Here is a 20,380-nt window from a genome sequence, read left to right on the forward strand (position 1 = left end):
ACAAAACCGGCGTAACGGCTGTTCAGAGCCGGTCCACCGCGACCCGGTGGGCCACGCGGCGCAGCAACGCGAAGGCATCGGCCATGCAGCGGGCCGGGTCGGGTTCGAGGTCCGTCAGGGCGTAAGCGGCCGAAAGGCCCGCGCCCGAAAGCTCCTCAGTGGACAGTCGACAACGCCCGGCGACGGCGACGCACGGGATGCCCTTGTCCGCCGCGGCCCGGGCGACGCCGGCCGGGGCCTTGCCGGACAGCGTCTGCCGGTCCAGCGATCCCTCGCCGGTGACGACCAGCGACGCGCCGGCGAGGGCGTCGTCGAAGCCGAGCAACTCCAGCAGCAGCCCGATGCCCGGGCGCATCCGGGCGCCGAGCACCGCCATCGCGGCGAACCCCACTCCCCCGGCCGCACCCGCGCCCGGCCGGTCCGCGAACTCCGGGCCGGCGTGGGACGCCCAGTGCCGCAGCGCCTCGTCGAGCACCTCGACGTCGTCGGGCGACGCCCCTTTCTGCGGCCCGTAGACCACAGCGGCACCGTTGAGGCCGAACAGCGGGTTGTCGACGTCGCTCGCCAGCTCGATGTCCACTTCGGACAACCGCGGGTCCAGACCGGACAGGTCGAGCTCGGCGAGCCGGCTCAGGGCCGCCCCGCCGGGCGGCAGCTCGCGACCCGCGCCGTCCAGGAGCCGGGCGCCCAGGACCGCCAGCATCCCGGCGCCGCCGTCGGTGCAGGCGCTGCCGCCGACGCCGAGCACGATCCGGCGGCACCCCGCGCGCAGGGCGGCCGCGATGACGTCGCCGGTGCCCGCGCTGGTGGCCTCGAGCGGCGCGGGCGCGCCGGGCAGGCGGTGCAGCCCGGACGCCTCGGCCAGTTCGACGACGGCGGTGTCGCCGCGCACCGCGTAACAGGCGGTCAGCGGCCACCCGGTCGGCCCGCGCGCCGGCACCCGCACCCGGCGGAAGCCGGCGGCGACGGCCGCGTCGACCGTGCCGTCACCGCCGTCCGCCACCGGGAGGCACCGCACCGCGAGGGCCGGGTGGACGTCGGCGAGGCCCTGGGCCACCGCCGACGCCACCTCGGCCGCGGTCAGCGACCCCTTGAACTTGTCGGGCGCGACCAGGACCCTCACGCGCTCGCCTTGTACGCCCGCCAGTCGCCGACCTCGGTGATGTCGCGCAGGGCGACGTGCGAGGTGTAGGGCCGCCGCAGCAGCATCGCGAACGCCGAGCTGCCGTCGGCCAGCTCCACCACACCCAGTTCCAGCTCGTGCGGTTCGGACGGGAGTACCTTGTCCCGCAACGCGTCCAGTGAGACGTCGTACACCTCGCCGGTCACCTCCGCGCCGCCGTGCGACACCGGGTACAGCGCCGGGCACTGCTCGCCGACGGCGTAGAACCGGTACTTCGGCGCGGTCTTGGCGCTCGTCACGAAGGGCGATCCGTCGAGCAGGTGGTGCAGTGGCTCGCCACGCATGGCGCCGCCGTTGAAGAACATCAAGGCCACCGGGAACTCCTAACGGAAGAGGGCTTCGACGCCGTCGACGGCGAAGTACACCGCGAACACCATGGCCAGCAGCGAAAGCAGCCAGCCGGCCTCACGCCACTTGCCACGGCCGATCTTGATCAGCACGAACGCGATCAGGCCCGCGCCGACGCCGTTGGTGATCGAGTAGGTGAACGGGATCAGGGCCGCGGTCAAGAACACCGGGATGGTGTAGTCCGGGTCGTGCCACGGGATGTTGCGGCACTGGGCGACCATCATGCCGCCGATGACGACCAGCGCGGGCGCCGCGGCCTGGGCCGGGACGACTCCCGCCAGCGGCGTGAACAGCAGCGTCCCGGCGAACAGCAGCCCGGTGACGACGCTGGCGAGGCCCGTCCGGGCGCCCTCCCCGACACCGGCCGCGGACTCCAGGAACACGGTGTTCGGCGACGAGCCGGTGACGCCGCCGGCGATCGCGCCCGCGCCGTCGACCAGCAGGATCCGGCCCATCCGCGGCACCTTGCCGTTCTTCGACAGCCCGGCCTCGTCGGAGACGCTGGTGATCGTGCCCATCGCGTCGAAGAACCCGGACAGCACCAGCGTGAACAGGAAGACCGTGGCCGCGAGCGCACCCGCCGAGGCGAACCCGCCGAACAGGTCGATGTGGCCGAACAACCCGAAGTCCGGCGCCGCGACGACGTGGTCGGGCAACGCCGGGGCGGTAAGGCCCCAGCCGCCGACGCCGAACCCCTCGTGCAGCACGACGGCGAACACCGTCGCCACGCCGATGCTGATCAGCACCGCGCCCGGGACCTTGCGGGCCATCAGCACGATCATCAGCAGCAGGCCGAAGCAGAACACCACGATCGGCCAGCCGTGCAGGTGCCCGCTCGCCCCGAGGCGCACCGGGACGGTGGTCTCCGCCGCGTCCGGCACCCGGGTCACGAACCCGGCGCTGACCAGGCCGACCAGGGCGATGTAGAGCCCGATGCCGACGGTGATCGCGGTCTTGAGCGGCCGGGGGATGGCGTTCATGATCCGCTCGCGGACGCCGCTGACGGCCATCAGCACGATGCAGACGCCCTCGAGCACGACCAGCCCGAACGCCTGGGGCCAGGTCATCGTCGGCGCCATCTGGAACGCGACGATGCCGTTGATGCCGAGGCCGGCGGCCAGCGCGAGGGGCGCGTTGCCGACGAGACCCATGAGGATGGTCATCACGGCGGCGGCCAGCGCGGTCGCCGTCGTGACCTGCGCGGCCGACAGCCGGGCGCCGGTGATGTCGGTGGCGGCGCCGAGGATGAGCGGGTTGAGCAGCACGATGTACGCCATCGCGACGAACGTCGTGAGACCGCCGCGGACTTCGCGGCCGATCGTCGTCTGCCGGGCGCGGATCTCGAACAGCCGGTCCAGCAGCGTCCTGCGGCCGGGCGGCGGTTCGGGTACTTCGTCGAGTACGGGGTCCTGGGTTTCTGCCTGGGTCATGCGTCCTGCCCTTGCCGGTGGGTGTGCTCGGCCAGGCCAAGGCACCACACCGTGCCTGGGCGAGCGGGACGTTCTCTTCGGGAATGCTCCGGTCAGCTGGCCTTGTGGGTCAGTAAGCGGCGGGTCAGTAGTCCGTGCGGTCGCTCTTGTCGAGCCAGGCCGCGAAAGGCGCGAAGCCGTCCGTTGCGGACAGCCGGGTGACGGGGACCGTCCAGGTCTCCCGGGGACGGTCGAACAGCTCGTAGAACACGCGGTCGTCGAAGCCGGCCCGGGCCGCGTCGTCGCGGTCGGCGGCGTAGAGGACCTTGTCGACGCGCGCCCACAGCGCCGAGGACAGGCACATCGGGCACGGCTCGCAGCTGGAGACGAGCACACAGCCGTCGAGCGTGAACGTGCCCAGGGCCTGGCAGGCCGCGCGGATGGCGACGACCTCGGCGTGCGCGGTCGGATCGAGGTTCGCGGTGACGCGGTTGACGCCGGTCGAGACGATCTCGCCGTCCCGCACGATCAGCGCGCCGAACGGGCCGCCGCCGTTCGCGACGTTGGTCTCCGCGATGCGGATGGCTTCCGCCAGCCACTCCTGCTCGGCGGAAATCGACGTGGTCATCTCAAACTCCAGTGATGTGTTCGGGGCGAATGGGGACGCGCGGCAGCTCGAGGCCGGTGGCCGCGCGGATGGCGTTGGCGATCGCCGGGGTGGCGGAGATCGTGGGCGGTTCGCCGACGCCGCGGACGCCGTAGGGCGCGTGCGGATCGGGGCGCTCGAGGACGTCGACGCGCATCGGCGGCATGTCGAGGATGGTCGGGATCAGGTAGTCGGTGAACGACGGGTTCCGCACCTTCCCGTCCTTGACCAGGATCTCCTCCATCACCGCGAGCCCGAGGCCCTGGGCCGAGCCGCCTTGGATCTGGGCGACGACGGCGTCCGGGTTCATCGCCTTGCCGACGTCCTGGGCGCAATCCAGCTGCACCACCTTGACCAGGCCGAGGTCCAAGTCGACGTCGACGACCGCGCGGTGGGCGGAGAAGCCGTACTGCACGTGGGCGTCGCCCTGGCCGGTCTCCGGGTCGAGCGGGTAGGTCTTGCGGTGGTGGAACTCGCGGGTCTCCTCGACGGCCGTCTCGCCGAGCAGGTCGGCGAGGTCGGCGACCACTTCGCCGTCGGCCGCGACGATCTTGCCGCCCGTCAGGGACATGCCTTCGGACGACAGGCCGAGCCGGGCGTACACCGCGTCGGCGACCGCGCGGCAGGCGTTGCGGACCGCGCCGCCGGTGACGTAGGTCTGGCGGGAGGCCGAGCTGGAACCCGCGTCGCCGACGCTCGTGTCGGCCGGGTGCACGCTCACCCGCGTCAACCCCAGCTCGGTGCGGGCGATCTGCTGCTGCAGCGTCACCAGGCCCTGGCCGACCTCGGCGGCCGCGGTGTGCACGAGCGCGACCGGCTCGCCGCCGATCACCTCCAGCCGGACGCGGGCGGTCGAGTAGTCGTCGAGGCCTTCGGCGTAGGAGATGTTCTTGATCGTGACGCCGTAGCCGACGCCGCGCACGACGCCTTCGCCGTGGGTCGTGTTGGACGCGCCGCCGGGCAGGTCCCGGATGTCGCGCTCGCCCGTGGGCTCCGGCGGCAGCGGCAGGTCGCGGACCCGCTGGACCAGCTCGGCCACCGGCGCCGGGAAGTCGACCACCTGGCCGGTGACCACAGTGGACCCTTCGCTCAGCGCGTTGCGGATCCGCAGTTCGGCCGGGTCCAGGCCGAGCGCGGCGGCCAGTTTGTCCATCTGGGACTCGTAGGCGTACGTCGGCTGCACCGCGCCGAGCCCGCGCATCGCACCGCAGGTCGGGTTGTTGGTGTAGACGCCCCAGCCCTCGATGTGCGCGTTGGGCACGTCGTACGGGCCGACGCTCAGCGTGGTGCCGTTGCCGACCACGACCGGGGTCTTCGACGCGTACGCGCCGCCGTCGAAGTACATCTTCGCGCGGACGTAGACGAGCTTGCCGTCACGCGTGGCGCCGTGCTCGTAGTACATCTTCGCCGGGTGGCGGTGGACGTGCCCGAAGAACGACTCCAGCCGGTTGTAGCTCATCTTCACCGGGCGGCCGGTGCGCAGCGCGAGCATGCACGAGTGGATCTGCATCGACAGGTCCTCGCGGCCGCCGAACGCGCCGCCGACGCCGGACAGCGTCAGCCGGACCTTCTCCAGGGGCAGGCCCAGGGCCTTCGCTGTCTGACGCTGGTCCACGTGCAGCCATTGGGTGGCGAGGTAGAGGTCGACGCCGCCGTCCTCGGCCGGGACCGCGAGGCCCGACTCGGGGCCGAGAAACGCCTGGTCCTGCATGCCGATCTCGTAGACGCCGGACACCACGACCTCCGCCGTCGCGGCCGGGTCGCCCTTGACGATCCGCTGGTGGCGGACCACGTTCCCGTCGGGGTGCAGCTTCGCCAAGGTGTCGTCGTGCGCGGCCCGTTCCGGGTCGGTGATCGGCTCGAGGACGTCGTACTCGACGACGATCTCCTTGAGCGCCTGCCGGGCGATCTCCGGGTGGTCGGCGGCGAGGATCGCGACCGGCTCGCCCTGGTAGCGCACCAGGTCGCCGGCCAGCGCCGGGGTGTCCTGGAACTTGAGGCCGTAGACGTTCTCGCCCGGGACGTCCTCGTGGGTGAGCACCGCGTGCACGCCCGGCTGGGCCAGCGCGCGGGAGACGTCGAGGCGGACGATCCGGGCGTGCGGGTGCGGGCTGCGCAGGGTCGCGCCCCACAGCATGTCCTCGTGCCACAGGTCGGACGAGTAGGCGAACTCGCCGCGCACCTTCAGGGTGCCGTCCGGGCGCAGCGGGCTCTCGCCGATGCCGCCGGTGATCGTGTCGTGCAGCTCCTGCGGCGACCGGGCCGGGGCGCTCATCGGAGCGCCTTCTTCGCGGCCGCGTCACGGACGGCGTCGAGGATCTTCTCGTAGCCGGTGCAGCGGCAGAGGTTCCCGGCCAGCGCCTCACGAATCTCGACGTCACTGGGGTCGGGGACGCGCTCGATGAGGTCGTGCGCGGCCACCAGCAGGCCCGGGGTGCAGAAGCCACATTGGACGGCACTGTGCTCCACAAAGGACTCTTGGACCGGGTCGAGCGTGTCGCCGTCGGCGAGGCCTTCGACGGTGACGACGTCGCGGCCCTCGGCCTGCCCGGCCGCGACCAGGCAGGCGCACGCCGGGACGCCGTCGACGTAGACCGTGCACGAGCCGCATTCACCCTGCTCGCAGGCGTTCTTCGAGCCCGGCAGGCCGAGCCGCTCGCGCAGGACGTAGAGCAGGCTTTCGCCTTCCCAGACGTTGTCCGCCCGGCGGGGTTCGCCGTTGACGGTGACGTTCACGCGCACTTGGCGCTCCCTTCGCAGTATTCGCCCCAGGCCCAGGTCAGCGTCCGGCGCGCCATGACGCTCAGCGCGTGCCGGCGGTAGGCGGCACTCCCCCGGACGTCGTCGATCGGCGCGGCGGCCGCCGCGACCAGGTCCCCGAAGCGGCGTTTCACCGAGTCGGTCAACGCCCGGGGCGACTCCCAGTCCAGCTCGCCGGCCAGGAACTCTTCGGCGTCGAACGCGCGGCGGGGCGTCGGCGCGGCCGAGCCGATGCCGGTGCCCACGCGCTTCTCGGCCGGGTGCAGCGCCAGCCCGAAGGCGGCGACGGCGATGACCATCGCGTTGCGGGTGCCGATCTTGCTGAACTGCTGGGGCCCGGTGGCCGGGGCCAGCAACACGCCCGTGATGAGTTCGTCCGGCTCCAAGACGTTGCGCTTGACGCCGGTGTAGAAGTCCTTCACCGCGACGACCCGGGTGCCGCGTACGGAGGCGATCTCGACCTCCGCGCCGGCCGCGAGCAGCGCCGGGTGCGCGTCGCCCGCGGGGGAAGCCGCCCCCAGGTTGCCGCCCACGGAGCCGCGGTTGCGGATCTGCGGTGAGCCGACGGTCCGCGACGCCATCGCGAGGCCGGGCAGCCGTTCGCCCAGTTCGGTGATGATCCGGGTGTAGGGCACGGCGGCGCCGATCCGGATCCGGGCACCGTCGGTGCCGTGCTCGTGCAGCTCGGCCACGCGGCCGAGGTCGAGCAGGGCGCCGGGCCTGCGGTGGTCGAAGTTGATCTCGACCATCACGTCCGTGCCGCCGGCGAGGGGGACCGCGCCGGGGTTCGCGGCTTTCGCGGCGAGCGCGTCGGCCAGCGAGGCGGGTCGGAGGAATTCCACTGTGGACGTCCTTTCGGGGTGCTTCGGCAAGAAGTACACACGCTCGGGTGTGGCCGGGACCACGGCAAAACCCCTGAAAGAGGGGTGAATTTCGGGCCCGCGTTTGTACTTTCCGACAACTGCCGTCCCGCGGACGCGGAAAGGCCGCCGTGCGAGGTCGGAGTCTCGCACGGCGGCCTGGGTCACGCTGGGGGTCGTGAGTGCGTAACAGTGTTAGAACACTGTTACGCACTCACGACGAGCTGCGGCAGACTGCTCAGCCCGCCGGTTCGAACTCGCGGACGGAGTCGAGCGCGGCGCCCATCGCGGCGTTGCCCTCGCGTTCGATCATGATCTCCACCAGGACCGGGCGGCTGGTGCGCTCGGCCTCCTTGCGCGCCCACTCCAGCGACGTCCGGATCTCGCCGGGCTCGTGCACGCGGGTGCCCGAGCAGCCGTAGGCCTCCATGATCTTCACGTTGTCCGTGCCGATCGCGTCGTAGTGGATGTCGACCTCGAAGTTCATGTCGTAGCCGGTCTCGGCCTGGCGGATCAGGCCGAGGTACTCGTTGTTGAGCATGATCAGGACGAACCCGACGTCGTACTGCGCGGCCACGGCCAGCTCCTCGACCAGGAACTGGAACGAGTAGTCGCCGACCACGCCGACGACCTCGGCCTCGGGCCGCGCCTTCTTGACGCCGATCGCGGCCGGGATCTCCCAGCCGAGCGGGCCGGCCTGACCGCACACCTGGTAGTGACGCGGCTTGTGCGCCTTCTGGAACTGGCCCGACCAGATCTGGTAGAGCCCGATCGCCGTGACGAAGTACGTGTCCTCGCCGAAGGTTTCGTTGATCTCCTTGAACACCCGGGGTGCCTTGATCGGCAGGGTGTCGAAGTCCTCCCGGCGGGGAAGCGCTTCCTTCAGCTCCGCGATCCGGCCGACCCACTCACGACGGGCCTTCAACTCGCGCTTCTCGAGCGCCGCCAGCAGCGCGTCGAGGAACTCGCCGGTGTCCGAGACGATCCCGAGGTCCGGGCCGAACACCTTGCCCAGCTGCGTCGGCTCGATGTCGACGTGGATGAACTTCCGGTCGCCCCGGTACACCGACAGCTCGCCGGTGTGCCGGTCGCCGAAGCGGGCGCCGAGCGCCAGGACCAGGTCGGCTTCCAGGAAGGCGGCGTTCGCGTAGCGCTGCGACGTCTGGATGCCGGCCATCCCGGCGAACAGCTCGTGGTCCTCGGGGAAGCTCCCCTTGCCCATCAGCGTGACCTGCACCGGGACGTCGAGCCGCTCGGCCGCGGCGCGCAGTTGCTCGCTCGCCTCGCCGAGCACGACCCCGCCGCCGGCCAGGATCAGCGGCCGTTCGGCGGCGAGCAGCAGGTCGAGGGCACGCTCGACGCGCGCGGGCGCCGGGCTGATCGTCGGGACCGGCAGGGCCGAGTCGATCGAGGAGTCCCACTCGATGTCCTGCTTCTGGACGTCGATCGGCAGGTCGATGAGCACCGGGCCGGGGCGGCCCGAGCGGGCGATCCGGAACGCCTCGCGGAAGATCCACGGCAGCTGCGCCGCTTCCTTGACCTGCACCGCCCACTTGGTGACCGGCTTGGCGATCTCGACGATGTCGACCGCCTGGAACGCCTCGGTGTGCAGCTTGTCCGACGCCGCCTGCCCGGTGATGCAGATGATCGGGATCGAGTCCGCGTGCGCGGTGTAGAGGCCGGTGATCATGTTGGTGCCGGCCGGGCCGGACGTGCCGATCGCCACGCCGACGTTGCCGGTCGTGCGCGACCAGCCGTCGGCCATGTGCGTGGCCCCTTCTTCGTGCCGGACGATCAGATGCTCGATCGCACGGCCTTGTAGGGCGTTATACAGGGGCAGGATCGCGGCGCCGGGGCAGCCGAAGACGGTGTCGACGCCTTCGCTCTCCAGGACGTCGACGACTGCCTGCATGACGGGGATCCGGGGCATGTCACACCTCCGCCGGGACGCGGCCCGACAACTGTTCGACGACCTTGAGCAGGGCCGAGTGGTCCAGGGAGCCGTACCCCATGGCACGGCCGGCGGCGACGAGCTGGGCGACCAGGCCCGTCAGCGGGAGCGCGACGTCGGCCTGCCGGGCGGCGGCCAGCGCGATCCCCATGTCCTTGTGGTGCAGGTCGATCCGGAACCCGGGCGCGAACTGGCGGTCCACCATGGACTTGCGCTTGAGCTCGAGGATCCGGCTACCGGCCAGTCCCCCGGCGAGCACGTCGAGCCCGGTGGCGGCATCCACTCCGGACGCTTCCAGCAGCACGATCGCCTCGGCGACCAGGCCGTAGATCCCGCCCACCACGAGCTGGTTGGCGGCCTTCACGACCTGGCCGGCGCCGTGCGGGCCGACGTGCACGATCGTCTTGCCGAGCGCGTCGAACAGCGGCTTCGCGGCGTCGAAGTCGGCCGCGTCACCACCGACCATGATGGACAGCGCGGCCTGCTCGGCGCCGGCCTGGCCGCCGGACACCGGCGCGTCGAGGACACGGATCTGCTTGTCCCGCGCGACGTTCGCGACCTCGATCGACGTCTCCGGCCGGATGGTGCTCATGTCGATCAGCAGCGTGCCCGGCGCGGCGGTGGCGAGGACCCCGCCTTCGCCGAGCGCGACGGCTTCGACCTGCGGGTGGTTCGGCAGCATCGTGATCACGACGTCCGCCCCGGCCACCGCGTCGGCCACGTCGGTGGCGGCTCGCCCGCCGGCGGCCTGCAGCTTTTCGCCGGCCGCGGCGGTGACGTCGAAGCCGCTGACGTCGTGCCCGGCCGCGACCAGGTGCGCGGCCATCGGCGCGCCCATCACGCCCAGTCCGATGAATCCCAGTTTCATGCTCGTCCCCTTCGGGTGATCGGCAGCCAGTCCAGCGAGGCGAGGGTGTCGGGTTCCGGGACGTACTCGATCCCGACGAACCCGTCGTAACCCGCCTTTTGCAGCTTCACGAGGTGGCCGCCGAGGTCGACGGTCCCGGTGCCGGGCTGGTGACGCCCGGGCGCGTCGGCGATCTGCACGTGCCCGATCCGGGCGATGTGCGTCGTCGACAAGGCGTCCAGGTCGTCGCCGTTGACTGCCAGGTGGTACAGGTCGGCCAGCAACCGCACATTGCCGCGCCCGAGGTCGTCGAGCACGGCCACGGCGTCCGCGGCGGTCTTGAGCGGGTAGCGGTCCGCGCCGGAGAGCGGTTCGAGGACCAGCTGCGCGCCGATCTTCGCCGCGCCCTCGGCCGCGTTCGCGAGGTTGACCAGCGCCAGGTCGTCCTGCTTGGCGGGGTCCTCGCCGTCGAGCCGGTTGCCGTAGAGCGCGTTGAAGCTGCGGCACCCGGTGCGTTCGGCGATGCCGAGCGCGACGACGAGACTGTCGGCGAACTCGGCCTCCCGGCCGAGCCACGACACCAGGCCGCGCTCCCCCGCCGCCATGTCGCCGGCGTAGAAGTTCAGCCCGCGCAGCCGGACACCCGCGTTTTCAAGCGACGCGACGAAGGCGTCGACGTCGTCCCGCTCCGGGACCGCCACGTCGAACGGCCACCAGTACTCGACGTCGGTGAAGCCCGCCGCGCGCGCCGCTCCCGCCCGCTCGAGCAGCGGTACCTCCTTGAACAGGATCGACAGGTTGGCGACGTACGGCAGGGTGTGCCCCTCTTCTGGCATCGCGTCCTCAAATTTCGCTATCCGGAATTTTTCTTTCGCATATCGAGAATAGCCCGCGACCTGCGTCGGGGTCAACGGGTGGCGGCTTGCCCTCGATCGCGGCGCGGACGGCGCCCGAGGCACTACCGAACCCCTGTCGACGAAACCTCGGACGCGTACGCCTAGGAGCCGTCCACATCGGACTCGGGCACCAACGGGCGCCGGGTGCTCAGTACCGCCGACGCGCCGGTCGCCGGGGCGAGCCGTTCGGTCATCGGCGGGTCGCCGGCTTGGAACGCCAGCGCCGCGGGGGCTTCTTCGCAGGCGCCGAAGCACGGGCTGCGCAGCCACATGACCCCGGCGACCGCCTTCCCCGCGGCGCCGACGTGCTCGGTGAGGACGTCGCACACGGTGTCCGCTCCGGCGTCCCGGCAGACGACGTCCGTGCACACGCGCAGCTGCCGTCCCGGGCGCTCATCCAGCGAGAACCGCGGGTGCGAGCGGACGACCGTCGCCACCTCGGCCGGCTGTACTCCCCACGTCGACGCGATGAGACTCAGGGCGTGCGGGCTGATCCAGCCGATCCGGTCGGTGACCGCGTGCAGGACGGGCAGCAGCTGGTCGCGTCCGGCGAACCCGCCGATCACCTCGCGTTCCTCGCGCGCCTGGCGGACGTCGGGGAACTCGAGCATCATCCGACCGGGATCGGGGCGTTGACCGTGCGGTCGAGCAGGCCGATGGCGGCGTGGACGTGGCGCAGCGCGGGTGCCGCGACGCCGGTCAGTTCGGCCAGCTCGACAACCGCGCCGATGATCGCGTCGATCTCCAGGGGCTTGCCGGCTTCGAGGTCCTGCAGCATCGACGTCTTGTGGTGGCCGACGCGCCAGGCGCCGTCGATGCGCTTCTCCACCGACACCTGCGGGTCGCTGCCCGCGGCGCGGGCGATCTCCAGTGCCTCGGTCATCATCGTGGCGACCAGCGCGCGCGTGTCGTCGTGCTCGCACATCTGCGCCATGGTCGCCCGGGTCAGGGCCGAGAGCGGGTTGAACGCGACGTTGCCCATCAGCTTGACCCAGATGTCGTTGCGCAGTGCGGGTTCCACCGGTGCCTTGAGGCCGCCGGCGACCATCGCCGCGCTCAAGTCCGTGCAGCGCGCGGAGATCTCGCCGTCCGGCTCGCCGAGGGAGAACCGGGTGCCTTCCAGGTGCCGGATCACGCCGGGTTCCTCGATCACCGTCGAGCAGTAGACGACGCAGCCGATCGCGCGCCGCATCTCCAGCACGGCGGTCACCTCGCCGCCCGGGTCGACCGTCTCGACGCGACGGCCTTCGAGCGGATGTCCCTTCAGGCCGTGGAAGTACCACCACGGAATACCGTTCTGCGCGGCGACGACCGCCGTCTCCGGGCCCATCAGCGGGGCGAGGAGCGGACCGCTCGTGGCGTAGGAATTCGCTTTCAGGCCAAGGAAGACGTAGTCGACCTCGCCGACTTCGGCCGGGTCGTCGGTGACGTGCGGGTGCGCGGTGAAGTCGCCACGCGGGCTCAGCACGCGGACGCCGTGCTCCCGCATCGCCGAGAGGTGGGCCCGCCGGGCGATCAGGTGCACCTCGGTCCCACCGCGGTGCAACGCGGCCCCGACGTAGGCGCCGATCGCTCCGGCTCCGAGAATTGCCACCTTCATGATGCGCCTCCCACTTCGGTCGAGCACGTGATTGCATACAGTATCCTGGATCCACGATCGAGACCAGGTAAACCACTCAGGCGGCGCAGCGAAGCGTGACAATCCGGCACAATCGGTCATTTCCGCTGGTGACCGCTGATCCACCTCGACCGAAAACACCCGCTCCGGGTGAGATTCCGGGATTTTGCATACCAAAACCTGTATCCTGAGCGCAGACCGCCGTGTTCCACTCCGTCTCGAGGTGTCCCGTGAGCCAGCCCGCTTCCCCGCTCCCCGAGCGCGGCCCGACCGGCCGCCGCACGGCCAAGGGCGCGCTCGGCTCGACCCCCGCCAAGCGCGTCGAACGGCCGGCGCCGCTGCGCCAGGTCGTCTACGAGGCCCTCGCCGAGCTGATCATCAACCGCACCCTCGAACCCGGGCAGCACCTGGTCGAGGCCGATCTCGCCGAGTACCTGGGGGTCAGCCGCCAGCCCGTCCGCGAGGCCCTGCAGCGGCTGCAGAGCGAAGGCTGGGTCGACCTCCGCCCCGCCCAGGGCGCGTTCGTGCACCTGCCCACCGACGAAGAGGCCGACCAGCTGCTGAGCGTCCGCAGCGTGCTGGAGACGCACTCCGCGAAACTGGCCGCCGGCCGGGCCACCGCGGACGACGTCAAACGCCTGTGGGAACTGCAGAACATCGGCGTCAAGGCGCTCAAGGCCGAAGACACCGAAGGCTTGGTGGCTGCCAACGCCGCCCTCCACGCGTTCATCACCGAGCTGTCCGGCAACGCCGTCCTGGCCGAGCTCATCGGCCTCGTCGACCGCCGGGTCCGCTGGTACTACACGCCGATCGCCCGGCCCCGCGGGCAGGACGCCTGGCACGAGCACGAAGAGCTGATCACCGCGATCGCGATGGAAGACGAGGAAGCGGCCGAGAAGATCATGACCAAGCACACCGAACGGACCCGCCAGGCCTACCACGAACGTCCGGACGCGCCCCGGTCCTGATGTCCGCAGGACCGGGGCGCTGGATCTTCCGGGGTCGAACCCCGGACCCCGCCAGGGGGCAAGCCCCTTGGAACCCCGAAAGCCGGGTGTCCGGATCAGCCGCCCGTAGTGGCGGAAGGTCGCGCCACCAGCTCGGTTTCGGCGAGCTGGTGGTGCGTCCGCTTGGGCTGGCGCAGGAACAGCGTCAGCACCGCGGACAGCAGCGCGATGCACCCGGCGAGGATGTACGCGCCGGTGTAGCCCCACGCGCTGATGACCCCCGCGGCGAGGCCACCGCCGCCGACGCCACCGATCAGTTTCGCGCTGTAGACCAGGCCGTAGTTCGACGCGTTGTTGTTCTCGCCGAAGTAGTCCGGCACGAGCGCCGCGAACAGCGGGTAGAACGCCCCGCCGCCGAACCCGGTCAGGAACGCGAACACCATGAACAGGACCAGGTTGTGCGTGTTGCCGGCGTACATCATGCCGAACTGCGCGCCACCGGCGATCACCAGCACGACGGTGAGCGTCTGCCGCCGGCCGATCCGGTCCGACACCCAGCCGACCACGGCGCGGCCGGTGCCGTTGACGATCGAGAGCACCCCGGCCGACGACGCCGCGACGAACGCCCCGAACCCGCTCTCCTTGGCGAACGGGACCTGGAAGTTGATGCCGAACAGGGAAACCCCGCCGATGATCACCAGGCACACCCACATCAGCGGGAGCATGCCGGTGCGGATAGCCTCCATCGGGGAGAACTGCTTCACCGCGGGCGGGTTCTTGGCCAGGCCGCCGCTCTTGGTCCGCCGGTTCGCGGCCCAGTTCTTCGGGTCGACCTCCCGGGGCCACCAGCTCTTCGGCGGGTCCTTGAACAGGAACCCGCAGACCCCGACGACGAGCAGCATGTAGACGCCGATGACGTCGAGGACCACCGTGTAGTTCGTCGGGGTGAGGAACGCGGCGAACACGTAGATGAACGGGACGGCGCCGTAGGCGAACCCGCCGTTGACGAAGCCCGTCCTCGCACCCCGTTTCTCGGGGTACCACTTGCCGACCATGTTGATGCAGGTCGCGTACACCAGCCCGGCGCCGGTGCCGCCGAGCACGGCGTAGCCGATGAAGGCCACGGCCAGGTTGCCGCTGTGGGAGATGGTGAAGTAGCCGATGCCGCTGCACACCGCGCCGGCCAGCATGGCCGTCTTCGCCGACATGATGTTCTTCTCGCGCAGCCGGCCCGCCGGGAACGCGACCCCGGCCTGGAACACGGCCCAGATGCTGGCCAGCCAGAACGCGTCGCTGAGCGACCAGCCGTACTTCTCTTCCAATGTGCCTTCGACGGCGCCCCAGCCGTATTCGAAGACACTGACCGCCATCATGGCGATCCAGGGCAGCCACACCATCCAGCTTCGCGAGCGCCCCATGATGTCCTGCGGCGTCTCGCCTACTCGGTAGACCCGTCCGTTCTCGTCAACGATCTCCTGGTACGTCGCTGCGGTCATAAGAGTTCTCTTTCGTCACCGTTGACTCATGTCCCTCTGCGTGCAGTCGTGCGGTGGATCTTCGTCCTTTCCTCGTCGGTCGGACAGCCCCTGTGGAGTACTTCAAAGCAGTCCCGCGGCCCGGGCCCAGCGGTACTTCGCGCCGAGCACCGCGACCGGCTTCTCGGTCGTGTACGGATACGCCACGACCCCGTGCTGGTAGAGGTAGTCGCTGGCTTCCTCGACTTCGACGTCACCCGAGAGCGACGCGACGACGGGCTTGTGGATGCCCTTCGCGCGGTACTCGGCGACGACGTCGGAAACCAGCTCGGCGAACACCATGGGCGGGGTGACGATGGTGTGCCAGTAGCCCAGGATCAGGGCGTGGATGCGGTCGTCCTCGAGGCCCAGCGCGATCGTGTTGCGGTAGGTCGAGGGCGGCTCGCCGCCGGTGATGTCCACCGGGTTGCCCGCCGCGCCGAACGGCGGGATGAACTTGCGGAACGCCGTGTCGAGGTCCGGCGGGATCTCCATCAGGCTGAGGCCGTTGTCGACGCAGGCGTCCGAGAGCAGCACGCCGGATCCGCCCGCGCCGGTGATGATGACGACGTTCTCGCCCTTCGGCGTCGGCAGCAGCGGGATGCCCCGGGCGTACTCGAGCATGTCGTTGAGCCCGGGCGCCCGGATGACGCCGCTCTGGCGCAGGATGTCGTCGTAGACCTTGTCGTTCCCGGCCAGCGCGCCGGTGTGGGAGCTCGCCGCCTTCGCGCCCTGCGACGTCCGGCCCGCCTTGAGCACGACCACCGGCTTGCGCCGCGACACCCGCTTCGCCGTCTCCGCGAACGACCGGCCGTCCTTCAGATCCTCGAGGTGCATGGCGATCAGCTCGGTGTGCTCGTCCTGCTCGAAGAAGGTGAGCAGATCGTCTTCGTCGATGTCGGCCTTGTTCCCCACACCGACGATCGAGGACACGCCCATCTTCGCCGAGCGGCTGAACCCGAGGATCGCCATCCCGATACCGCCGCTCTGCGACGAGAGCGCCACGCCTCCTTTGACGTCGTACGGCGTGCAGAACGTCGCCGAGAGGTTCTCCGGCGTGTAGTAGTAGCCGTAGATGTTCGGCCCGAGCACGCGGACGCCGTGCTTGCGCGCGATCGCCACGACCTCGTCCTGCAGCGCGATGTTGCCGGTCTCGCCGAAGCCGGACGGGATGAGGATGGCGCCGGCGACGCCCTTCGCCCCCGCCTCCTCCAGCGCGGCCGCGACGAACTTCGCCGGGATGGTGAAGATCGCGACGTCGACGTCACCGGGGACATCGGCGATGCTCGCGTAGGCCTTGCGGTCGAGGATCTCGGTGGCCTTGGGGTTGATCGGGTGGATCTCCCCCGCGTACCCGCCGTTGACCAGGTTCTTCATCACCGAGTTGCCGATCTTCCCGGCCTCGGCGGACGCGCCGATCACCGCGATCGACGCCGGTTTCATGATCCGCGTCATCGACACGAGGATCTCCTCCTGGGTGAACCGCACCGGCTCCTTCGCCGCGTCCGGGTCGACGAGGATCCGGACGTCGACGGCGGTGGCGCCCGACGGCGTGGCCAGCACCGGGTTCAGGTCCACTTCGGACAGCTGCGGGAAGTCGGTGACCAGCTGCCCGAGGGCGTGGATGACGCCGGCGAGCGCGTCCCGGTCGACCGGTTCGGCGCCGCGGACCCCGCGCAGGATCTCCGCGGCCTGGATGCCGTCGAGCATCGAAAGCGCTTCCTCGGTGCTGGTCGGCGCCAGCCGGAACGTGACGTCCTTGAGGACTTCGACGAGCACACCGCCCAGACCGAAGGCGACGATCTTGCCGAACGTCGGGTCCGTGACCGACCCGATGATCACCTCCTGGCCCTCGGTCAGCATCCGCTGCACCTGGACGCCGAGGATCTCCGCGTCGGCGTTGTACGCCTTGGCGTTCTCGACGATCTTCGCGAACCCGGCCGACACCGCCTCCGGATCTTTCAGGCCGACGAGGACACCGCCGGCCTCGGTCTTGTGCAGGATGTCCGGTGAGACGATCTTGAGCACCACCGGCAGCCCGATCTCCAGGGCTTGCGTCACGGCTTCCTCGGCCGTGGCCGCCAGCCGCTCCGCCGGCGTCGGGATGCCGTACGCCTCGCACACCGCACGCCCCTCGGGCGCGGTCAGTGAGGACCGTCCCTCGGCCGCCGCCTGTTCGAGGATCTTCTCGACCGCCGCGCGATCCGCCACTCAGATCACCCCGGCCGAACGAAGCTTGTCCAGCTCGGCCTCGCCGTAGCCGAGTTCGCCGAGCACTTCGTCGGTGTGCTCGCTCAGCAACGGCGACCGTTCGATCTCGACGGGCGAGTCGGACAGCTTGAGCGGGCAGCCGACGGTCTTGAAGCTGCCCCGCTCCGGGTGTGCGACCTCGACGACGGAGCCGAGCGCGGCGAGGGTTTCGTCCTCGATCAGCTCCTGCGTCGACAGGATCGGGCCGCACGGGATGCTGTGGGCGTTGAGTGCCTCCATCACCTCCCACTTGGTGTGCGTCTCGGTCCACTCCTCGACCAGCGCGAACACCTTGTCCAGTTTGGACAGCCGGACCTCCGGGGTGGACCAGGCCGGGTCTTCGGCCAGCTCCGGTTTGCCGAGCAGACGCGCGAGCGGGGCCCAGCCGACCGGCTGGATGATGACGTAGATGTAGTCGTTCGGGCCGCCCGGCGCGCACTTCACCGCCCAGCCCGGCTGGCCGCCGCCGGACGCGTTGCCCGAGCGCGGGACCTCGTCGCCGAAGTGGTCGTTCGGGTACTCGCCGAGCGGCCCGTGCGCCAGCCGCTGCTGGTCGCGCAGCTTGACCCGGCACAGGTTGAGCACGGCGTCCTGCATGGCGACCTGGACGCGCTGGCCGCGGCCGGTGGACGTCCGCTGGTACAGCGCGGCGAGGATGGCGGCCACCAGGTGGATGCCGGTGCCGGAGTCGCCGATCTGCGCGCCGGTCGCCGTCGGCGGGCCGTCCTCGAAGCCGGTGGTGCTCATCGCGCCGCCCATGGCCTGCGCGATCACCTCGTACGCCTTGAAGTCGGCGTAGCGGCCGGGGCCGAACCCCTTGATGGAGGCGTAGATCAGCCGCGGGTTGAGCGCGGCCAGCTTCTCCCACGGGTAGCCGAACCGGTCGACGACACCCGGGCCGAAGTTCTCGACCAGGACGTCCACGCCGGAGACGAGCTTCTCGAAGACTTCCTTGCCCTCGTCGCTCTTCATGTTGAGGGTGATGCTGCGCTTGTTGGCGTTCAGCATCGTGAAGTAGAGGCTGTCCACCCCGGGCAGGTCGCGCAGCTGGCCGCGCGTGATGTCGCCCCGGCCGGGGGTCTCCAGCTTGATCACGTCCGCGCCGAGCCAGGCGAGCAGCTGCGTGGACGACGGACCGGACTGCACGTGCGTCATGTCGAGGACACGGACGCCCTCCAGTGCCTTACCCATCTTGTCTCCGCTCACTTGTACATGGTCTGGTTCATGGTTCCGGGGGCGTACACGTCCGGGTCGACCCAGACGTTGATCAGCGACGGCTTGCCCGACTCGCGGGCCCGCTGCAGCGCCGGGGCGATGTCGGCCGGGTCGCGGACCTCTTCGCCGTAGCCGCCGAGCATCCGGGCGAACTCGTCGTACCGGACGTCGCCGAGGGTGTTGCCGACGCGCTCGCGCGGGAGGCCGTACTTCGCGGCCTGGCCGTAGCGGATCTGGTTCATCGACGAGTTGTTGCCGACGATCCCGACGAACGGCAGGTCGAACCGCACGAGCGTTTCGAAGTCCCAGCCGGTGAGGCTGAACGCGCCGTCGCCGAAGAGGGCGACGACCTCCTTGTCGGGCCGGGCGTGCTTGGCGGCCAGCACGAACGGGATGCCGACGCCGAGTGTCCCGAGTGGACCGGGGTCCATCCAGTGACCGGGCGACTTGGGCTGGACGACCTGGCCGGAGAACGTGACGATGTCGCCGCCGTCGCCGATGTAGATCGAGTCCTCGGTGAGGAACTCGTTGATCTCGTGGACGAGGCGGTACGGGTGGATCGGCGTCGCGTCGGAGTGCTGCAGCGGCAACCGCTTCTGCTTCGCCTTCTCCTCGACGGCCTGCAGTTCCTCGAGCCAGACCTTGCGCCCGACCGAGCCGTTGTCGGAACGGCCGGACGCGGCCTCGGCGACGGCGGCGAGGACCTGGCCGGCGTCGCCGACGATGCCGAGGTCGATGTCCCGGTTCTTGCCGACGGTCCGGTAGTCGAGGTCGATCTGGACGACGGTGGCGTCCGGCGACAGCCGCTTGCCGTAGCCCATCCGGAAGTCGAACGGGGTGCCGACGATGACGATGACGTCGGCGTTGTCGAAGGCGTACCGCCGCGACAGCTGAAAGTGGTGCGGGTCGCCCGGCGGCAGCGTGCCGCGGCCGGCGCCGTTCATGTACGCCGGGATGTTGAGCGTGCGCACCAGGTCCACGGCGGGTTCGGTGGCGCGGGTCGTCCAGACCTGGCTGCCGAGCAGGATCGCCGGTTTCCTGGCGTGCACCAGCAGGTCGGCCAGCTTCTCGATGTCGGCGGGGTCACCGGCGTTGCGGGTGGACGCCCGGTAGCGGCCGGCTTCGGGGATGCGCGCCTTCTCCAGGGGGACGCGCGCGTCGAGGACGTCGCGCGGGATCTCCAGGAACGACGGCCCGGGCGCGCCGGCGTAGGCCTCGCGGAACGCCATCGACACCAGGTCGGCGACGCGGGCGGTGTGCGGCACGGTGGCGGCGAACTTGGTGATCGGCGTCATCATGTCCACGTGCGGGAGGTCCTGCAGGGACCCCATCTTGTGCTGGGTGAGCGCGCCCTGGCCGCCGATCAGCAGCATCGGGCTCTCCGCCCGCAGGGCGTTGGCGACGCCGGTGACCGCGTCGGTCGTGCCGGGACCGGCGGTGACCACCGCGCAGCCGGGTTTGCCGGTGATCCGGGCGTAACCGTCGGCCGCGTGGGCGGCGACCTGCTCGTGCCGGACGTCGATGACCTTGATGCCCTCGTCGACGCAGCCGTCGTAGATGTCGATGATGTGGCCGCCGCAGAGCGTGAAGATGGTGTCGACGCCTTCGGCCTTGAGGGCCTTGGCCACCAGGTGGCCGCCCGAGATCTCCGCCGGCGCGGGTTCGGCGCCGTTCGTCGCCCGGGCGCTCTCCCCCGCGGTGGTGCCTGTGGTTGTCATTCGCTCGACTCCTCTGGTCCACGCCGGGTCTCTCTGGCCCGGCGTTCGCTCGTCGCCGCTCCCCTTTCTCCGAGGTCAGCGGCCTCGTCGCGGCAGACTGTAGATTGCATACCGTATGGGGTAGGCATATAGTCACCCTTCTAGCAGCCCGTGTCCAGGCCCATCCGCAGGGTTTTTCGCCGGCCCCGAGGGGTGCGATCGCCTGCCCGGACACGGCG

General features: G+C 70.6%; 17 protein-coding genes. 1 reads left to right on the forward strand and 16 read right to left on the reverse strand.

The features are described from left to right. Positions 1–22 precede the first annotated feature (22 nt). The 12 genes from ACLJQZ_RS16445 to ACLJQZ_RS16500 all read right to left on the reverse strand — a co-directional run bounded on the left by ACLJQZ_RS16445 (position 23) and on the right by ACLJQZ_RS16500 (position 12,500). The gene (locus tag ACLJQZ_RS16445; protein WP_410620850.1) at positions 23–1,123 is read right to left on the reverse strand and encodes a glycerate kinase; all 1,101 of its coding nucleotides are present in this window, start codon (positions 1,121–1,123) and stop codon (positions 23–25) included. Beyond that, positions 1,120–1,497: a gamma-glutamylcyclotransferase gene (locus ACLJQZ_RS16450; protein WP_410620851.1), complete on the reverse strand. Its 378-nt coding sequence runs from the start codon at positions 1,495–1,497 to the stop codon at positions 1,120–1,122. Before ACLJQZ_RS16450 ends, ACLJQZ_RS16445 begins: the two co-directional genes overlap by 4 nt. A gap of 9 nt (positions 1,498–1,506) precedes the next feature. Next, complete coding sequence (locus tag ACLJQZ_RS16455) at positions 1,507–2,961, reverse strand: NCS2 family permease (protein WP_410620852.1); 1,455 nt, start codon at positions 2,959–2,961, stop codon at positions 1,507–1,509. Between the two features lie 124 nt (positions 2,962–3,085). Then, positions 3,086–3,568: a nucleoside deaminase gene (locus tag ACLJQZ_RS16460; RefSeq protein ID WP_410620853.1), complete on the reverse strand. Its 483-nt coding sequence runs from the start codon at positions 3,566–3,568 to the stop codon at positions 3,086–3,088. 1 nt (position 3,569) lies between these two features. Then, positions 3,570–5,861, reverse strand: a complete 2,292-nt coding sequence (gene pucD / locus ACLJQZ_RS16465) for a xanthine dehydrogenase subunit D (RefSeq protein ID WP_410620854.1) — start codon at positions 5,859–5,861, stop codon at positions 3,570–3,572. Beyond that, the gene (locus ACLJQZ_RS16470) at positions 5,858–6,328 is read right to left on the reverse strand and encodes a (2Fe-2S)-binding protein (RefSeq protein ID WP_410620855.1); all 471 of its coding nucleotides are present in this window, start codon (positions 6,326–6,328) and stop codon (positions 5,858–5,860) included. Before ACLJQZ_RS16470 ends, pucD begins: the two co-directional genes overlap by 4 nt. Then, positions 6,319–7,188, reverse strand: a complete 870-nt coding sequence (locus ACLJQZ_RS16475; RefSeq protein WP_410620856.1) for an FAD binding domain-containing protein — start codon at positions 7,186–7,188, stop codon at positions 6,319–6,321. The genes ACLJQZ_RS16470 and ACLJQZ_RS16475 overlap by 10 nt, the downstream gene beginning before the upstream one ends. 256 nt (positions 7,189–7,444) lie before the next feature. Further along, the gene (gene gcl / locus ACLJQZ_RS16480; protein ID WP_326953410.1) at positions 7,445–9,136 is read right to left on the reverse strand and encodes a glyoxylate carboligase; all 1,692 of its coding nucleotides are present in this window, start codon (positions 9,134–9,136) and stop codon (positions 7,445–7,447) included. A 1-nt stretch (position 9,137) separates the two neighbouring features. Continuing rightward, positions 9,138–10,025: a 2-hydroxy-3-oxopropionate reductase gene (locus ACLJQZ_RS16485; protein WP_410620857.1), complete on the reverse strand. Its 888-nt coding sequence runs from the start codon at positions 10,023–10,025 to the stop codon at positions 9,138–9,140. Further along, positions 10,022–10,840 (reverse strand): hydroxypyruvate isomerase family protein, encoded by an 819-nt coding sequence (locus ACLJQZ_RS16490; RefSeq protein WP_410620858.1) that lies wholly within the window; start codon positions 10,838–10,840, stop codon positions 10,022–10,024. The genes ACLJQZ_RS16485 and ACLJQZ_RS16490 overlap by 4 nt, the downstream gene beginning before the upstream one ends. A gap of 161 nt (positions 10,841–11,001) precedes the next feature. Next, positions 11,002–11,514, reverse strand: coding sequence for an NAD(P)H-dependent oxidoreductase subunit E (locus tag ACLJQZ_RS16495; RefSeq protein WP_410620859.1), 513 nt, complete (start codon positions 11,512–11,514; stop codon positions 11,002–11,004). After that, entirely contained in the window at positions 11,511–12,500 is a 990-nt protein-coding gene (locus ACLJQZ_RS16500) for a 2-dehydropantoate 2-reductase (RefSeq protein WP_410620860.1), read from the reverse strand. Before ACLJQZ_RS16500 ends, ACLJQZ_RS16495 begins: the two co-directional genes overlap by 4 nt. Positions 12,501–12,748: 248 nt before the next feature. Here ACLJQZ_RS16500 and ACLJQZ_RS16505 point away from each other — a divergent pair, with 248 nt between their 5' ends. Further along, a complete protein-coding gene (locus ACLJQZ_RS16505; protein WP_410620861.1) occupies positions 12,749–13,486 on the forward strand; it encodes a GntR family transcriptional regulator in 738 nt (245 codons plus the stop codon). A 95-nt stretch (positions 13,487–13,581) separates the two neighbouring features. Here ACLJQZ_RS16505 and ACLJQZ_RS16510 read toward each other — a convergent pair whose 3' ends face one another. The 4 genes from ACLJQZ_RS16510 to ACLJQZ_RS16525 all read right to left on the reverse strand — a co-directional run bounded on the left by ACLJQZ_RS16510 (position 13,582) and on the right by ACLJQZ_RS16525 (position 20,162). Then, positions 13,582–14,961 carry an OFA family MFS transporter gene (locus ACLJQZ_RS16510; RefSeq protein WP_410620862.1) on the reverse strand — a complete coding sequence of 460 codons (1,380 nt, stop codon included), beginning with the start codon at positions 14,959–14,961 and terminating at the stop codon, positions 13,582–13,584. A 102-nt stretch (positions 14,962–15,063) separates the two neighbouring features. Further along, entirely contained in the window at positions 15,064–17,190 is a 2,127-nt protein-coding gene (locus ACLJQZ_RS16515; RefSeq protein WP_410620863.1) for an acetate--CoA ligase family protein, read from the reverse strand. Next, on the reverse strand, positions 17,191–18,420 hold the full coding sequence (gene frc, locus ACLJQZ_RS16520) for a formyl-CoA transferase (RefSeq protein ID WP_410620864.1): 1,230 nt from the start codon (positions 18,418–18,420) through the stop codon (positions 17,191–17,193). 11 nt (positions 18,421–18,431) lie between these two features. Further along, positions 18,432–20,162, reverse strand: a complete 1,731-nt coding sequence (locus ACLJQZ_RS16525; protein WP_410620865.1) for a thiamine pyrophosphate-binding protein — start codon at positions 20,160–20,162, stop codon at positions 18,432–18,434. Positions 20,163–20,380: the final 218 nt, after the last annotated feature.

Source organism: Amycolatopsis sp. cmx-8-4 (assembly GCF_046548675.1).
In the GTDB taxonomy this organism is placed as follows: Bacteria; Actinomycetota; Actinomycetes; order Mycobacteriales; family Pseudonocardiaceae; genus Amycolatopsis.

Coding starts and splice junctions, on each gene's coding strand:
- ACLJQZ_RS16455 (WP_410620852.1), bottom strand. CDS start 2,961: ATGACCCAGGCAGAAACCCAGGACCCCGTACTCGACGAAGTACCCGAA.
- ACLJQZ_RS16460 (WP_410620853.1), bottom strand. CDS start 3,568: ATGACCACGTCGATTTCCGCCGAGCAGGAGTGGCTGGCGGAAGCCATC.
- pucD (WP_410620854.1), bottom strand. CDS start 5,861: ATGAGCGCCCCGGCCCGGTCGCCGCAGGAGCTGCACGACACGATCACC.
- gcl (WP_326953410.1), bottom strand. CDS start 9,136: ATGCCCCGGATCCCCGTCATGCAGGCAGTCGTCGACGTCCTGGAGAGC.
- ACLJQZ_RS16485 (WP_410620857.1), bottom strand. CDS start 10,025: ATGAAACTGGGATTCATCGGACTGGGCGTGATGGGCGCGCCGATGGCC.
- ACLJQZ_RS16490 (WP_410620858.1), bottom strand. CDS start 10,840: ATGCCAGAAGAGGGGCACACCCTGCCGTACGTCGCCAACCTGTCGATC.
- ACLJQZ_RS16495 (WP_410620859.1), bottom strand. CDS start 11,514: ATGATGCTCGAGTTCCCCGACGTCCGCCAGGCGCGCGAGGAACGCGAG.
- ACLJQZ_RS16500 (WP_410620860.1), bottom strand. CDS start 12,500: ATGAAGGTGGCAATTCTCGGAGCCGGAGCGATCGGCGCCTACGTCGGG.
- ACLJQZ_RS16510 (WP_410620862.1), bottom strand. CDS start 14,961: ATGACCGCAGCGACGTACCAGGAGATCGTTGACGAGAACGGACGGGTC.
- frc (WP_410620864.1), bottom strand. CDS start 18,420: ATGGGTAAGGCACTGGAGGGCGTCCGTGTCCTCGACATGACGCACGTG.
- ACLJQZ_RS16525 (WP_410620865.1), bottom strand. CDS start 20,162: ATGACAACCACAGGCACCACCGCGGGGGAGAGCGCCCGGGCGACGAAC.